This window comes from Microvirga sp. Mcv34 (genome assembly GCF_024519725.1).
GTDB lineage: Bacteria > Pseudomonadota > Alphaproteobacteria > Rhizobiales > Beijerinckiaceae > Microvirga.
The window spans coordinates 1-14700 of record NZ_JALJRK010000081.1; the positions used below are offsets into that span (position 1 = coordinate 1).

Here is a 14700-nt window from a genome sequence, read left to right on the forward strand (position 1 = left end):
AGCGGCATGTCTCAGCCGCCGGCCTCCTGACGATGCAAGCTGCATCGTACCCTCCTATGTGAGGGCAAAGCGGGAGCGTTCACCGTAACCGATGCTCTTGACAGTCAGTTTGTTGGGATGGCATAAGGATGCTGCTTACACATTCTTTACGCCGCCCCTCGCGGGTAGCTCCAAAGGCCCTCGAAGTTTCCAGCTTCGTGGGCCTTTTGCTTTGCCTGGGTTACGTCACTGTGTTCGTCTCCTTCCGAACAAAGGCCGCCTCGAGGGCATGGTTGATGGCTTCCTGGCGAGACTTGAACTGGCCGCTTTCGACAGCCTGATCAATCGCCGCTCCTACCGGCTGACGGATCCATACGTTCATTTCCCGGTCGCCCCGCTCGCGGCGGTGCTTCCGAAGACGTTGAACAGCATCGGTCCCTTTCACAGGCATGGCGCTCACCCAATACACTCGTGGCGATTTCGAGAAATGACCGATTCTGAGTTGGCTGTGGAGTCGCGCGTCAAGAATCCATTCACAATAGATCGATTCAGCGGTGGGAAACTGCTTTGGATGGAATCATTTAGGTGAAATGGCCGAGTCAATTCGCATGTAAAAGCCCGGTTCCGAGTGATTCCAAGTTACACACTTGATTCGATGTTGCGTAGTATTCGGCCCGAGGTTCGACTCGCGACCCCGAACTTTGATTCGGGCGCGAAGCGGGAAGGATGGTTAAAACCTATTAACGGAAGTGATTTGCCGATCGGATATTTGAACTAGATTCTATGCCGCCGTCGGCAGGTCCGTTTTCGTCGGGCGCGGCAGTCCCTTATCCATCCGCCGGCGGATCTCCTGGCGAGTGGAATGCGTCCCGCACGGGAAAACATAGGCATGGTTCCCGTTGTGGCGCATCCGCCGGAACGGCCCCTCCTGTAGGGCTCGGCGAATGTAGTCGGCCTCCGGCTCGCCGAGCGCGCGGGCTGGGGCTCCATGGGAGCGGAGGAACTCATAGGCGTAAGCCGCGCCTCGCTCGCCGTTCCGAAGCTTTGAAAGCGCCCGGGGAGAGACGATCGATCCATCGCGTGTTAGCCAATGGGTGCGAGGGGTCCCTCGGCCGACGTAAATACTTGAAAATGCGACATAAATTGAGCCTATGTGTCCGGCATGAATGAGCGTCCCAGCTGAGGTGGTTCTTGGCATCGGGTCGCTATACGAGAGACAGAGGTCGTAAAGTGGGCGGCGGTCTGCCCGCTGCTTGTCCTGAGCGAGGAGTCGAAGGGCTCTCGATAAGAAGAAGGTTTCTCCGTTTCCTCCCACGTGGTCCTTAAGGACGAACCGTCCGAGCTCACAAAACTTTGCGGTGGGGTTTGCGCCATATGCAGCGGCGGCTTTCGGCTGCATAGGAACCGAGAATACCGCGACCCCGACCAAACCCTGCTGGAAGGGACCACTTCTCTCGAACAGCCCATAGGCCGCGATCGCGGCTGGGTAAGATCCGGAATAATGATGTTTGATCACGAATTCTCGGGCGGCCGCATCTCCGATGGGTTCAACAGAGAACTGGCTGGGATCGATTGGCTCCTGAGAGGGACGATAGGACGCGCGGCGGCTATTCCACCGCATCGACAGGTCGAAGAGCGATAGCTGGGTCATTTCCGAAGATGGTTTGAGGGAGTGAGCTTCGAGAGCTGGTCGGAGACGGCGGCAAAGCGCGATGGTCGAAGCCGAAAGCAGAAAACCCTGCGTAGCGGGGGCTATGCTACGCAGGGTTCCCGGAGGACAGGATCAGTTGGGTTGATCCTTGACGCCAGAGGTAGGCGCCGGCTCTTAACAAAAGCTTACCGAGCGGAAGGATCCACAGGCAGGAGCTTGAACGCCGTGATGGCAGTATCGGGGATCGGCGCGGCGTATCTCACCTGGCCGGTGATCTTGAATACGGAGGTCCATGGGATCGTGCCGGCGTCCCATTCGGCCTGGGAATATCCTTGAGCCAGGATGTCGTCGGCCATGGTCTGGGCCTCTTGATCCATATCCGGCAGGAGGTGCGCCAGGTTTATGACGGAGGCGTCGATCGCAAGAATAATCCAGTCGACCGGCCACTCCTCGCCCCGATTGCAACCGGCGTAGTTTGTAGCGATCCCGACCTCGTCGGTCAGGAAGACAACCGGAACGTCCTTACTCGAGTCCATGCTTGGTCTCAGGCCATGGTCTTTGATCTGACCATGGATTGCCGGATCCCAGATGCCGTGATTGTCCGTGGCTTTGGGGTCGTACCGGTAAAGAGGGGTCGCGTGATAAAGCGTACGGGGGAGAACAGCTGTCATCAGAAAACCAAAACCCCGCGCAGTGATGGAGCAGCTGCACGGGGTTCATTGGATTAAGGTCCACTGAGCGAAGACCTTAATGTCAGGGTGGCAGAGTATGGTTAATGGAAGCTTAAAGCTGCTCTAGGCTGTCACTCGCTTAGAAAGGCGGTGCTGCCCTCCGAGCACGTACTCGAGCATGCACTCTGAAGCGACCCATCGGCGGTCGAGGGCCTCGGCAACTGCGGCGGTCGTGAGAGAGCCGCCAAAGGGCTCGAACACGAGATCTTTTGGTCGTGTGAGGAACCTGATGAACATCTCCGGCAATGCCGCGGGGAATCTGGCCGGGTGGACCGGAAGACCGGCCGCCTTGACGCTCCGGATGTAGTCGGAATTGCTCTCGGTGTTGGCCGCGACGATGAGGTTGCCAGGGATGGCGCCGCCATTGTCATTGCCAAACGCACCCTCTGCCATCCTGTATCCGGCTGGCCGCGTTGCTGCTTCCTGCCCTCCCCTCTTCAGGACCGCCTTCATGCTGTCAGAATAGGGAACAAGAATCTGCCGATTGTCCGCGTATGGGTTGTCCGAGGCGGACAACCAGAAGACATTCTCGAGAGATGGCTTCACGCGGATCCTGCGCACTGTCACCCATTCCGCCGGGTTTGGAAGCCGCGCTGGGTTTTGCCAAGAAAAGCGCTGGCAGAGTTTCAGGCCCAGCTCATCCTCGAACTTGATGAGCAGTCGCTCCTGGTAGAGCGAGAGGGTCGGTTCGCGTCGACGCCATGCATCACCCAGGTTGAGGACGACAGAGGCATCCTTGGCCAGCTTCGGCATCCATTGCTCGGCCAGACGCAGCATCCAATCAAGATACTCCCGCTCATCCAGGTTTCCGTACTCCTTCTTACGAAGGAGTGGATAAGGAGGGCTCGAAAACACGAGGCTCAGGCTGTTGTCGTCGAGCAACCCGACGGCATCTTCGCAGTGTCCCCAGAGGGCAGCACCCTTGTCGGTCATGAAGATCGTGACGACGATGCCAGGGGTAGCCTTGGTAAGAGCCGAGTGACCTTTGTCAGTGAGCGCCCACAGGCCCGCATCCGCCGGTCGCAAGAAACCTTGGAGTTTTGCTCTCTGCTGGGCCCAGCGCACCTCGCGCTCGAATGCATTATAGGAGTGACCTGAGATCGTGATGCGAGCCGTACGGTCATCCGCCGGCAGATCCACCTTTTCGGCTACTAGGTCATAGATATCGCGTGCCTTCGCGGCCCCTCCCCTTTCCTCGATCGCATCGAGCAGCGGAAGGATGAGCTGCGACTGGCTGATCTTCTTTTTCATGGGGTTTTGACCTCGTCTGATCGGTACAAAAGAGGTCTGTTAGGAGATAGTAAGCGAGAACAGAGCGGGATATCGAGAGCTGCTAGTGCCAGCGGAAACTCGGGCTGCTGCTAGACTCACTTGCTAATCATGGGATCCGCCGGACGGAATGCACTTTCTGAAGCGACTCGCCCTTAACGGAGGCGACCACCTCACATTGCTCATCCAATTTACACTGGGCAAAGATAGTCTTCGCCTCTGGCGACGAACTGAGAAAACTATAGTTCCCGATAGCCGAGTCTAACGTTCCGTACTTAATCGTTCCTCGGATTGTAACTGCATCAGGTGTCTTGCCTGAATTTCCCTCCCCCGTGTCGCTCGACCGGCTTCTATCGCAAGTCGAGACAAGTTTCTTGATGTGAGCGGCTAGACCTTTCCCGGGGATCGAGTACGCCGATTTCCCACGTGAAATGGTGATTTGCTTTCCGGGCTTCAGGGCGTCGACGACTGCATTGTCCGCCGAAAGGGTGGTCTCGAAGCTCCATCCATCGCCTTCACTCACTTGCCCAGTAAGAGTTTCCCGCCCATTAGGTCCGACCAAATCGATCTTCGTCGGTTCGCCTTCGGAGAACACCTCATCCGGCTTCGAGGGTAGATCGGCTCGAAATTCCATAGTGCCACCGTCGGCACACCCGATATAGAAAATACTGGATGATTCAGGCACTCCGTAAGCCAGCGACGAACTATCCTCGGATAAGATCCACATCGGTTGGTCCTGCGAGTAGACATTTGTTGTGGTTACCGCAAGAAAAGCAGCACAAAGAGCAGCACGCATATTCAAACCTTAGAGACTGCTGGACGAGTCAGGTTACGGACCCGTCAGTGGTTACGGACAGAGGCCAATTCTCCCTACGATGTTACAGCGTAAAACCGAACTGTCTACCGACACAGATCCGTCTGGATCTCGCCTCCTGAGATAAATTCCATCCGCTTCTCGGAGCCGAAATAGGCGTTAAAGCGGGGGCCACCTTGAACAGTTTGTCCGGAAACAGTTGTTTGTCCGGCGCCCGATGTGAACGAGTGGACTTGATATTGCGTTGAGTTGGCGAAGAACTGGCGTTTAGCGTCGTCAAACTTCACCAGATACTCCTGACGCGGGTTGGTACACTTCATCGAAACCTCCCTCGCGAAAACAGCTTGTCCGCATAGGGCGATACAGGCGATAGCGAAGGTCGCGCGAGAGAAGCTTCGAGCAAGCTTAAGCATATACAATTGGCTCCTGTTCCAGATAGCTGTTTAGTTCGAAGTAGATTGCGCAAAATACGTATGAACAAAAATGGAACTCGACTTCAACACTGATGACAAATGTCGCACTCATCTACTTAGCCGTAAATATTCCTTGCCTGCGCAACTCCGTCGATTCAATTCGGTTTCGTTAATTCGCTTGATTCTCAAGGCAACAACAATAATGAGCGGACGATGGCTGGGGCGCGACGATTGCCCAATCGTCGCAGAAGATATTGCACGTGCTCGATCGACCTTGCTTTCCGTGAGAGCAAAGGTCGACTCCAAGGGGCATGACAAAGTTTATGCGTATGGGCAGGCATTGCTTTACGTGGCGCGACTAATTTCGAATACATTCGATGTTAGCGCGGGGAGTGCATTGGCCGCACGTGATATGACGGCTGAGGACCTGGACCGTGTCTATCGCGATCTGTTTAGCAGTACCCGTCGGTGCCGAAGCTTTCGGGCAGAAGGACATTCAGGTGCTGAGGTTGCTGACAATCTCGCAACCGCTTGCTCGATCCTGAAAAACTTGTACCGCATGCGTTTCCATAGCCAGAGGGCGTCAGGCTCCCAGATGACCGAGGCCGACGATTTGGCTGATCGGCTCATGACCCTCGTACAGGCGCTGTCGGAACTCGGAGATGAGGCCTTTTATAGGAACGACGTCGTGCCAATGCGGATGGCCGCATAGTCGAATATCTGGCCCGGGAACATTAGCTTGGCTATTGCGTTCATGGGCCAGCTTACGTCTGGATTTTACACCAATGCAACCATCCCAGAAGGCTCAAGACCTAATCCAGGAAGCCCGGGCAGCCCGTGTGAGAGCCCATATTCTGGCTCGACTGGAGCAATGGCGGAGGTCTCGGCTCGCCTTGAAGGCAGCAGCTTGAGCCCGATGGGAAACGCAGTCCCATTTGATCTTGCCCCTGCGGAGAAACATTCCAAGGCTAAACTCCCCGAAATGGCCATGATCAGCCTTCACGGCGTGCCAGAGATTCTTTGATCCTGGAGTTCCCGATGAGCTTTGATGGTCATGAAAGGCCGTTCCCGCGATGGTTTCCGTACTTCTTCGTCGGCCTAATTTTGGCTGGCGGAGCAATCTACCTGACACTACATTAGCGCTTGTTGGCGCGAGCATCCAGAATCTGCTGCATCAGCTCCCTTATGTTCTCAGCAGCCTTAGGACCGCGGAGGGCAATGAGTCCCCGCTCGAGGGTCTTCCCGTTCTCGTCCTTCTTGCCATTGAAGAACTCATCCCGCTCGACCTTTGACATTTTTAGGATTGCCCGAGCTTCGCATTCGCGCTGCCATTCCTCAGACCATGTGTTGACCGGTTGTCCGGTGATTTCAGAGATTGCGGTGGTTTCACGGGAATAGGTCATTAGTGGGTGTCGCCCCGGTGAAGGAAAACAGGATTGCAAGTTGGTGATGAATCAGACGTCTGAGGGTGCCGCCTCTGTATCCCCTTTGGGTCTCTTTGGCGGGGACGAGAGTATGAGCTTTGTGAGAACCTCGTAGACGGACTCTGGACCACACTCAAACCTCCGAGACGCGCATTCCTCGAAAAAGCTCACATACTTATCGCACTGGGCCGAACGCTGCTGCTTCGGAGCCTCCGCACACTGCGCGTACGCGTGTCGCAGGATCGGCGGGGGATCGAAGGATTCGAATATCTCCTGGGCAGGTGTTCGGGTGAGCTTCTCATGGGCAAGAATGAGACCGGCGGGGCCCGCGAGGATGATGATAGCTGTGAAGCCATGATGGATCTTTCGCATCGGCGTACCTCGGACCTTCATGGTTAAGGCGAGGTTAATCCCAGACCTGTCGGAACAGGTACGGACGCCTAGATAAATGGGCATTGAGAGCTATCAAACAGGGAAGCAGACCCATGTCGAATGGTCCGGAGCACGAGGGTGAGCAGCCTGAAACCAAAGGTCAGGCCAGCACTCCTCAGCTTGACCGTCTGGAGAAACTTGCGAATGCAGCGGCGACCGCAGCCCAGGCGAAACAATGGCGCGCCCGCAAGAATGGCCTTCAGGAGCAGGATGAGCCGGGAGAGGTGAGGAACCTCAGTCATGATGCCGAGGCCAGAGCCCGGGCGGAGGAGGCCATGCGCCAGATGATGGCGAAGCCGCAAGGCAAGCGGCGGTACTGAGCGGCGAACCTTCAGTTAAGGGGCCGTTAGGTTTTTGATTGCCATGGTCCCACCCCTTTCCCCCCTACAAGGGGAAGCGTTCAAACGGAGTATCACAATGGCAGAAGCCACCAAGACCAAGAAACCGAACCCGGCCCTGGCGAAGCCGCTGCAGCCGTCAAATGAGCTCGCTGCCGTTGTCGGTTCTTCGCCCCTGCCCCGCACGGAAGTGGTGAGCAAGGTGTGGGAGTACATTAAAGCCAACAACCTGCAGAATCCTGCGAATAAGCGCGAGATCCTGGCTGACGATAAGCTCCGGCCGGTCTTCGGCGGCAAGGACAAGGTTAGCATGTTTGAGATGAACAAGCACTTCGCTCAGCATCTCTCCTGATCGATCGGCGGGTGCTGTCGAAGGATGAGCACCCGCGATCTGGAGTGTCTCTGAGATGAAGCCACATCCCACCGCTACCGTGCGGTGGGCTTTTTTATGGAGCGGAGAATCCGGCCCATCCAGACCAAAGGGTCCCGACTCAGTTAAGATCCCGAGCCCGGGATCAAAGGCTTGATGAGGCAGTTGCCTTGAACGGACGCTGGCATAGTTCCTGCCAGGCAGTCGACATTCCGGGACGAGAGTGGGGCCACTCCGATGACAATACTTCTCTCTAAGGCATCCTCAATTCAAGCTAAGCTGCGGGACCGTATTGCTCTGGCGGGGGTTGCGATAATCCTAGCTGGGACACTGCCGCTTCAAGCGGCGCCAGCTCTCACTCCCGAAGAGACACTTGCAGCTGCTAAAGGCACCCTCAAGGAATGGGTTGAGGTGCTCGGAATCCCTAACGACTCCGTCGTGCCAGCCGACATCCAGCGCAACACGGCTTGGTTCGAGCAGGCCTTCCAGCGTCGTGGCTTCCGCACCCAGCAATTACCCGCTGACGGCAAGCCCATGCTGTTTGCCGAAGCGCCCAATGCCAAGCCATCAAACACCACGGTTCTGTTTTACGCACACCTGGACGGTCAGGCAGTGACGCCTTCGGAGTGGCAGCAGGAAAGCCCGTGGAAGCCCGTTCTCAAGCAACGGAGGGCTGACGGCCAATGGGAGCCCCTCCCCCTTGAGGCGCTATATGGAGCCAATCTTGATCCTGAATGGCGTCTCTTCGCTCGCTCCTCGTCTGACGATAAGGCACCGATCATCATGTTATTGGCGGCGATCGACGCTTTGCGTGCCAAGGGCATGGAACCTGCCGTCAACATCAAAGTCATTCTCGACTCTGAGGAAGAAAAGGGTTCTCCGTCGCTGGGCGCGGTGATCGGCGCCAACCTGGATCTGCTGAAATCGGATGCGCTTGTGGTGCTCGACGGCCCGATGCATTCGAGCAATCTTCCAACACTCGTCTTTGGCAATCGTGGCGTGGCACAGGTCACGTTGACCGTGTATGGCCCTAAGCAGGAGCTGCACAGCGGTCACTACGGCAACTACGCATCGAACCCAGCCCAGACCCTCGCCCGGCTATTGTCTTCTATGAAAGACGACGAGGGCCGCGTTACCATTCCTGGCTACTATGATGCTGTCAAGTTCGACGAAGAGTCCCAGAAGGTCATGCGCGCTGTGCCTGATGACGAACCTGCCCTGCGTAAGCGCCTGGGCATTGCTGAAGCCGAGAAGGTCGGCCAGTACTACCAGGAGGCCCTTCAATACCCGTCGCTCAATGTCCGTGGCATGCAGTCGGCGGATATTGGTCCGAAGGCCAGAACCATCGTGCCCGCGACCGCAACAGCCGAGATTGATCTTCGCACAGTGCCCGAGACCCCACCGCAGGCCCTGTTCGGCCTCCTGAAGAGCCATGTCGAGAAGCAGGGCTTCCACGTTACGGAAGGGCCGCCGACCGACGACGAGCGTTCCCGCTATCCCAAGCTTGCCTCCTTGAAGCTCGCCGGGATCAGTTCATCTGGCTCGGCAGTACGCACGGAGTTGACGGCCCCGATCGGCCAATGGCTGCGCCGGAGCTTCGTGAATACCTATGGTAAGGATCCGGTGCAGATCCGGATGATGGGCGGTACAGTACCCACAGGCGTGGCAGTTAGCGCCCTGAAAGTGCCGTTCGCCATCGTCCCGTTCGTCAATGCTGACAATAACCAGCACAGCGCGAACGAAAACATGCGACTGGGGAACTACCTTGAGGGCGTGCGTGGGCTTGCCGGCATGCTGACGGAGCCGTTCAAGGCACCGTGAGCGACATCTGGGGCAGCGGTCCGTAAGTGCCTCTACGGCTATTCATAGCAGCTCAGCCAGGCTGCATGCCGGTGCACGAATTGTTTAGCTTGGCGGTATCAAGATGCACTTAACGGGCGCGTTGCGTATCAGCCCGCACAATCTCCATAGCCCCCAATGCTTGGAGCTGGCCCTGGTTGGGAGCCCTTACCCTCTCAGCCGGGGCTTTTTGTTTGCCGCTCCTGCCGGGAGTGCAACTGCTCAGGGTGCTGTCAGGTAAGCAATCAGCGGCTTATCGAATTCGAGTAACCGATCGGTCAGATTGAACACCTCCTGCTTCCAGGGATGCTGGAGGGCCTCGTCTCGCGACAGAATTCGTCCAAGTTCCCCTGAAGTCCAGGAGGTCTGGTGGGGTTCGACAAATCCAACGTTGAAACTGTGCTGATCGGCTGTCAGGTGGCAGGCGAAAGTCACGCGATCGGATGGTGAGGCTGCTTCTGCCCAATCACCGAGACTGATCACAAGGTCGGCGCGACGTTCGTGCGGGCCATGGGCAAGGAGAGCGCGGTAAACCGCAAAGGGCTCGCCGTTGCGGTGGACGAACCGCGCCAGCTGGATCGTCGGAGCTCCACAGCACTGACATGAACCCGTAACGGGATCGGTAAATTCGATGCTGTCCATCGGCGTCCTCAAGGGGATACGGTCACGGGCACCTATGCCCGGAGCCGTTGCTCGCGTTGTGCGGTGCTGGCCTGAGACTGCAGGTAGGCATCTCGGTTCCGCTTGAAGGTAGCAGCTTTTTCCAGATCCTTCAGGATCTTCTTTTGCGCTGGCACCTGGCGCTGCGCATACCGGGCACAGAGCCGAGGGAGGGAGAACGGAACCGCTATGTCTGTCCGGTTCTTCTGAATGGCATCCTGGATGAGCTCGACTTGCTCCCCTGGAAGCGGCATCCCACCCTCCTCTCCCAGGAGCAGCAAGAGGTTCATTACGGCAGAAGGTATCGCTCTGACGAGTTCCTTCCCGGGCTTCGCAGCGGCAATCTCGAGATACTCAGTCCTTGCGAGGGTGATCGTCAGCGTCTGGTCCTCGCTCACGGGAGCATCCGCAAGATCGGTGAGGTGTTCCCGAAAACTCTGCTCCCGCGCTCGGGCCGCATCGTCATGCCGGCCAAATCCCGCCTTTTGCCGGATCCACTGCTCGCTCGGTCCTTTGGGGCCGACCGCTACGATGGAGGACTTGATCAGCCCCTCGGCAAGGCTCGGGCGGAGCTGCTCTTCCTTGTCCGGGTTGTCGATGATGAAGAAGCGAACATTGGTGTTTGCCACGATGGCCTTGATCTCGGGCAATACGCTCGGGTCAAACGTCGTGACCGAGAAAGCCGTCGGCTTTCCTCCAATCGCGTATGGGTAGAGGTCGGCAAAGCGCTGGCGCAGCCGACAATAGGCGGCAAGGAGATCGCGCCTCTGTGGCGTGAGCTGGTTGGGCCGATCCAAAACGACCGAACGAAGATCGGGCCGCAGGCTATGGGCTCCCGTTGCCCGCTCGACCAGTCGCACAGCAGCGACGTTGAGCAGCCTAGTAAGCAATCCTGCCTTGTCCTTCAGGAGATCGATGGCGGCCGACATTTGGGTGGCGTTGGCCGGTGCCGCAAATCCTGTGAGCCACGGGAGAGCGAGAGGCCGGGCCTGCTGAAGGCTCGTGAGGAACCTACGCTGCTTGTCGGTGGGGCTGGCGCTCTCATAGTCCCCGTCATGCCGGATACCAACGAAGGCCACGTATTTGCGGGCAACGTCCTGGGTCTTGCAGAGGAAGGCCTGCTGCGCCCCTGTCCGTTCGTCGTGCGTGGCAACCAGCCATCGCGGCAGATCCGGCGCGGCCTCCTCATCGAAAAGGCCGAATTCCTTAAGGTCACAGAACAGCGCCACGCGGCTAGAGAACTTCTTGGTCTCGGAGTCATAGCGGCGCATGCCGGTCACCATAAGTCCGGCGGCGAAGGGCTTTGGCACCGGGAGGGTGTCTTCGTCGCCGATCTCCATCGTGGGGTCGAGCGGATCATCGTACTGTTCGCTATCGCCCTCACCCATCCGGAGGCGAATCTGACGCTGGCGTTCCTCAATCTGCTCGCGGAGGCTGGGATCCTTGTCGAACCATGCCTCGAACTGCTCGCGGATCGGGGCAGCGAGCCCGCGGACCTGGCGGCGGCAGCGCTCCGGGTCGTTCCGGCGCATGGCGTCGATGTCGCTGAAGATGCGGAGGATAGAATTGCCGACGTCAACGAAGACCTGGTGAGTCTTGCCGGACGCTTTGTGTGCCCGCTCCCCTCGCCCGCTGATCTGTTTCACCGGCCCGATGGAGCGTTCCTGGCAGGCGAGGATATTGAGGTCAGTCTGTGGGACGTCAGTTCCTACGCCCAGAGCATTCACGTTGACCAGAATGTCGAAGCCGCCGGCGCGGGCCGCATTGAGAAGATCGTCGCGCTTGATCTTGCGACCAGGCTCCTCGCCCTCCTTCAGCCCCTCCTCGGTGCCGTCGCGCAATACGCGGATTTCGCCGGCCACGACAAAGGCTACGCGGGGCTTCTCCCCTTCCCTATCGTGACCGGGAGGGAGGCTCTCTTGAGCCAGATAGCCGGAGAGCTCCTTGGCGAACTCGACGCTGTCGCAGTGGATCATCGCCAGGGTCGCGACGGCCGCACGCTTAGCCCAGATCCGGGCAACGGCCGCCACGATGAGAGCGGCGATCGCCTTGTCGCCCTCGCTCGCTCCTTCCTTGAAGAAGCGGGAGAAGGCTTGTTGGGAGGCTTGGTCGACTGACTTGTTCTCGGCCAGGAGTGCCAGGAACGCACTCTCAATGAGCCGTACGGCGTCGGTACCAAGGTGTGCCTCGAATTCACCGGTGGCGATGTCGAACCTGGTGGGAACCGTGCGGCCGGTCGCCAGGACCTCGTCATAGGTTGCAACGTCGATCAGGTCGTGCTCAATGCTGGCGCCGAAGGCGTCCAGCGGGTCTTTGCCGTCGGTCCGGAACGGAGTAGCCGTCAGAACAATACCGGAGCCGCCGGCATGGGCAACGCGGGAGAGGACCTTTGCGAGTTCGTCTGCCGCGGCCTTATGGCCCTCGTCAATGAGGACCACCCCTCCCCTTTTGCCGAACCTATCGAGGGAGCGCAGGAAGTCCTCGTCATCGAGCTTGTTGACGAGAGACATGTTGGTGGCGGGGATCACATCCGCCTCAAGCGAATTCCGAACCATCGGCTGCTCGCCAATGACCTCGTTCTTGGCGACGTAGAAGGCGGTCTGGGCACCTTTCACCGCCGGAACGCTCTGGAACTGGGCATAGTTCTGGCGCAGCAGGCTGACGTCTGGATGGAGGACGAGGATCGGCTTGCCCAGGTCAATGGCGTCCTCGGCTGCTCCAGCGGCCAAGAGGCTTTTCCCGCTGCCGGTGGGCGCGAGAACCGCGCCCGAGCGTCCGCGTCGAATGGCCTCTCGGACAGATGCGGCGATCCTGGCCTGATAGGGCTCAGCCTGCTTGTCACCGATCCGTCGGCTGAGTTCCGAAACGGAGGTTCGAGGCAAGATGTCTGCAGGATTGGAATTTGGCCGCATCGGTCAAGGATCTGAAAATCAATGGGAAAACGAGTGAAGGGGCGGACCGAAAATGCGCCATGATTCGCAAATCAAAACGCGGTCTGCCGATTCCAGTGATTATACCCCGAAGGCTTGCGTGAGGCAGCGCTTATTGTCACGTTGGGCGCAGACAAATGCTCCAGGATGAAACGAACGCCCGGATGCCAAGACGGAAGGTTCCACCCGTGTGCAATCTCTATAGCTCGTACGCAACACAGGCCTCGATGCGGCAGGCCTTCGATGTAACCCGCGATAGCGCGGGCAACCTCCCTCCTCTGCCAGCGATCTTTCCAGACCAGATGGCGCCGGTCATCCGCAATCATGACGGCGAGCGCGAGCTGATCCAGATGCGCTGGGGTTTTCCCCCTCCTCCGAAGGTTGGCAATCATCCAGTGACGAATGTTCGGAATGTCGGCTCACCGTTCTGGCGTGCCTGGCTCAAGCCGCAGTACCGCGCCCTTGTGCCATTGACCTCGTTCTCAGAATATAAAGATACTCGTCCACGCAAGACACCGGTTTGGTTTGCCCTGAATGAAGAGCGCCCCCTTGCCGCCTTTGCTGGCATTTGGCGGCCATGGACCGGCGTACGTGGAACGAAGGCTGATCCTGTTGAAGGTGAACACCTACTCTATTCATTTCTGACATCGGAGCCGAACGGAGTGGTGGGGCCGATCCACCCAAAAGCGATGCCAGTCATCCTGACCACGCCCGAAGAATATGACGTTTGGCTGAATGCGCCGGCTGAAGAGGCACTGAAACTTCAGAAACCCCTACCCGAAGACATGCTGCAAATTGTTGCTCAAGGGGAAAGATCAGATCGAGCCAGTGTGCCGGTTTGAACGGTCACCGTCACAGCCGGAGCGTGCGGCGCTACTATCGTCCTCGAAACGCAGTTCGACGAACAGGCCAATAAAGTAAAATCGCAAGTAGCAGTCTGGAAGACAAACGACACTTTGAATTATACAATCCAGCCCACCAACTTTCCTGCAGCGCATCAAGCATAAGCTTTGACCTTGTTAGGTGTTAGATTTCTGCGGGCGAGATAAGCATTCTTCAACCAATTCGCCGTACACTCCCACGCGCTATTTACCCATTTCCTGGTATAGCAACAAACTTCACGGCCGCTGGCAGCAGCGGCCGTTTTTCATATCGTGGCACTTGCGAGAGAAGTCCTCCAACAGATTACGGCGCCGGCTAAAGACCTGTTGCACAGAGCAACGCCCAGTAGGTAGAAAGACACTCCCTACAATCCTGTCTGGTAACAAAATATCCTTTAGGGGCTCTTGGTTAATGAAAGGGATTGAATTCGAAGGGGGTATTGAGATTGCCCTCGACTCCCTGCTGAGCAATCGCTTGGCTGTCCTCTGTGGTGCCGGCCTGTCCATGGCACCGCCGAGCGCATTGCCGAGCGCGGCGGCGCTCGCTGCTCAGGCCAAGCAGACGTACGACGCGAAGTACGGCGGCATTAGGGACCCTCTCCCAGCAGGGATCGAAGAGCAGGCTGAATTCTTCTTCAATCGGAAGGAGCTTGCAACGGTCTATCTGCGATCCCTGATCGATTCAAACGCGTTCGCTGGCCGCCCGAACCCCGGTCACCACGCCGTCGCCGACCTGCTGCTCGTGCGTGGCATCCAAGCGGCGGTAACGACTAATGTCGACTGTATGGTCGAGACGGCCGGGCAACTCCTCTTCGGCCAGATAGGCATGGGCGTGGACGGCCACCAACTCGCGAAGCTTCCGGCTAACACGGCCCCTTACCTGAAAATCCACGGCTGCAGAACGCAGGACTTGGATAATACCGTGTGGGCTCCCGGGCAACTTGCCGCCGAGCCAGTCACATCGTGAGA

13 protein-coding genes are annotated in these 14700 nt (G+C 58.1%); 6 read left to right on the forward strand and 7 right to left on the reverse strand.

Going from position 1 to position 14700, the window contains the following annotated elements; translation table 11 throughout:
* Positions 1-1815: 1815 nt before the first annotated feature.
* The 4 genes from OC446_RS24955 to OC446_RS24970 all read right to left on the reverse strand — a co-directional run bounded on the left by OC446_RS24955 (position 1816) and on the right by OC446_RS24970 (position 4857).
* Positions 1816-2166 carry a hypothetical protein gene (locus tag OC446_RS24955; RefSeq protein WP_262031712.1) on the reverse strand — a complete coding sequence of 117 codons (351 nt, stop codon included), beginning with the start codon at positions 2164-2166 and terminating at the stop codon, positions 1816-1818.
* 258 nt (positions 2167-2424) lie between these two features.
* Positions 2425-3612 (reverse strand): site-specific DNA-methyltransferase, encoded by a 1188-nt coding sequence (locus tag OC446_RS24960; RefSeq protein ID WP_262031713.1) that lies wholly within the window; start codon positions 3610-3612, stop codon positions 2425-2427.
* A 127-nt stretch (positions 3613-3739) separates the two neighbouring features.
* Positions 3740-4426, reverse strand: coding sequence for a hypothetical protein (locus OC446_RS24965; protein ID WP_262031714.1), 687 nt, complete (start codon positions 4424-4426; stop codon positions 3740-3742).
* Between the two features lie 104 nt (positions 4427-4530).
* Positions 4531-4857 (reverse strand): hypothetical protein, encoded by a 327-nt coding sequence (locus OC446_RS24970; protein ID WP_262031715.1) that lies wholly within the window; start codon positions 4855-4857, stop codon positions 4531-4533.
* 70 nt (positions 4858-4927) lie between these two features.
* On the opposite strand from OC446_RS24970, the gene OC446_RS24975 reads away from it, so the two are divergent.
* Positions 4928-5569 (forward strand): hypothetical protein, encoded by a 642-nt coding sequence (locus OC446_RS24975; RefSeq protein ID WP_262031716.1) that lies wholly within the window; start codon positions 4928-4930, stop codon positions 5567-5569.
* Between the two features lie 424 nt (positions 5570-5993).
* On the opposite strand, the gene OC446_RS24980 is transcribed toward OC446_RS24975, so the two are convergent.
* Positions 5994-6260: a hypothetical protein gene (locus OC446_RS24980; protein ID WP_262031717.1), complete on the reverse strand. Its 267-nt coding sequence runs from the start codon at positions 6258-6260 to the stop codon at positions 5994-5996.
* 506 nt (positions 6261-6766) lie between these two features.
* Here OC446_RS24980 and OC446_RS24985 point away from each other — a divergent pair.
* The 3 genes from OC446_RS24985 (at position 6767) to OC446_RS24995 (ending at position 9242) form a co-directional block, all read left to right on the forward strand.
* Positions 6767-7033 carry a hypothetical protein gene (locus OC446_RS24985; RefSeq protein ID WP_262031718.1) on the forward strand — a complete coding sequence of 89 codons (267 nt, stop codon included), beginning with the start codon at positions 6767-6769 and terminating at the stop codon, positions 7031-7033.
* 97 nt (positions 7034-7130) lie between these two features.
* A complete protein-coding gene (locus OC446_RS24990) occupies positions 7131-7403 on the forward strand; it encodes an SWIB/MDM2 domain-containing protein (RefSeq protein WP_262031719.1) in 273 nt (90 codons plus the stop codon).
* A 255-nt stretch (positions 7404-7658) separates the two neighbouring features.
* Positions 7659-9242: a M20/M25/M40 family metallo-hydrolase gene (locus OC446_RS24995; RefSeq protein WP_262031720.1), complete on the forward strand. Its 1584-nt coding sequence runs from the start codon at positions 7659-7661 to the stop codon at positions 9240-9242.
* 240 nt (positions 9243-9482) lie between these two features.
* Here OC446_RS24995 and OC446_RS25000 read toward each other — a convergent pair whose 3' ends face one another.
* Both OC446_RS25000 and OC446_RS25005 read right to left on the reverse strand, forming a co-directional pair.
* The gene (locus tag OC446_RS25000; RefSeq protein ID WP_262031721.1) at positions 9483-9902 is read right to left on the reverse strand and encodes a hypothetical protein; all 420 of its coding nucleotides are present in this window, start codon (positions 9900-9902) and stop codon (positions 9483-9485) included.
* Positions 9903-9934: 32 nt separating this feature from the next.
* On the reverse strand, positions 9935-12832 hold the full coding sequence (locus tag OC446_RS25005; protein WP_262031722.1) for a DEAD/DEAH box helicase: 2898 nt from the start codon (positions 12830-12832) through the stop codon (positions 9935-9937).
* Positions 12833-13038: 206 nt separating this feature from the next.
* Between OC446_RS25005 and OC446_RS25010 the strand changes: the two genes are divergently transcribed.
* Complete coding sequence (locus OC446_RS25010) at positions 13039-13692, forward strand: SOS response-associated peptidase (protein ID WP_262031723.1); 654 nt, start codon at positions 13039-13041, stop codon at positions 13690-13692.
* 451 nt (positions 13693-14143) lie between these two features.
* On the forward strand, positions 14144-14698 hold the full coding sequence (locus OC446_RS25015) for a hypothetical protein (RefSeq protein ID WP_262031724.1): 555 nt from the start codon (positions 14144-14146) through the stop codon (positions 14696-14698).
* The last annotated feature ends 2 nt before the right edge of the window (positions 14699-14700 follow it).

Excerpts from the sequence above, each read along its gene's own strand:
- OC446_RS24955 (WP_262031712.1), bottom strand. The coding sequence starts at position 2,166 with ATGGACTCGAGTAAGGACGTTCCGGTTGTCTTCCTGACCGACGAGGTC.
- OC446_RS24960 (WP_262031713.1), bottom strand. The coding sequence starts at position 3,612 with ATGAAAAAGAAGATCAGCCAGTCGCAGCTCATCCTTCCGCTGCTCGAT.
- OC446_RS24965 (WP_262031714.1), bottom strand. The coding sequence starts at position 4,426 with ATGCGTGCTGCTCTTTGTGCTGCTTTTCTTGCGGTAACCACAACAAAT.
- OC446_RS24970 (WP_262031715.1), bottom strand. The coding sequence starts at position 4,857 with ATGCTTAAGCTTGCTCGAAGCTTCTCTCGCGCGACCTTCGCTATCGCC.
- OC446_RS24975 (WP_262031716.1), top strand. The coding sequence starts at position 4,928 with ATGGAACTCGACTTCAACACTGATGACAAATGTCGCACTCATCTACTT.
- OC446_RS24980 (WP_262031717.1), bottom strand. The coding sequence starts at position 6,260 with ATGACCTATTCCCGTGAAACCACCGCAATCTCTGAAATCACCGGACAA.
- OC446_RS24985 (WP_262031718.1), top strand. The coding sequence starts at position 6,767 with ATGTCGAATGGTCCGGAGCACGAGGGTGAGCAGCCTGAAACCAAAGGT.
- OC446_RS24990 (WP_262031719.1), top strand. The coding sequence starts at position 7,131 with ATGGCAGAAGCCACCAAGACCAAGAAACCGAACCCGGCCCTGGCGAAG.
- OC446_RS24995 (WP_262031720.1), top strand. The coding sequence starts at position 7,659 with ATGACAATACTTCTCTCTAAGGCATCCTCAATTCAAGCTAAGCTGCGG.
- OC446_RS25000 (WP_262031721.1), bottom strand. The coding sequence starts at position 9,902 with ATGGACAGCATCGAATTTACCGATCCCGTTACGGGTTCATGTCAGTGC.
- OC446_RS25005 (WP_262031722.1), bottom strand. The coding sequence starts at position 12,832 with ATGCGGCCAAATTCCAATCCTGCAGACATCTTGCCTCGAACCTCCGTT.
- OC446_RS25015 (WP_262031724.1), top strand. The coding sequence starts at position 14,144 with ATGAAAGGGATTGAATTCGAAGGGGGTATTGAGATTGCCCTCGACTCC.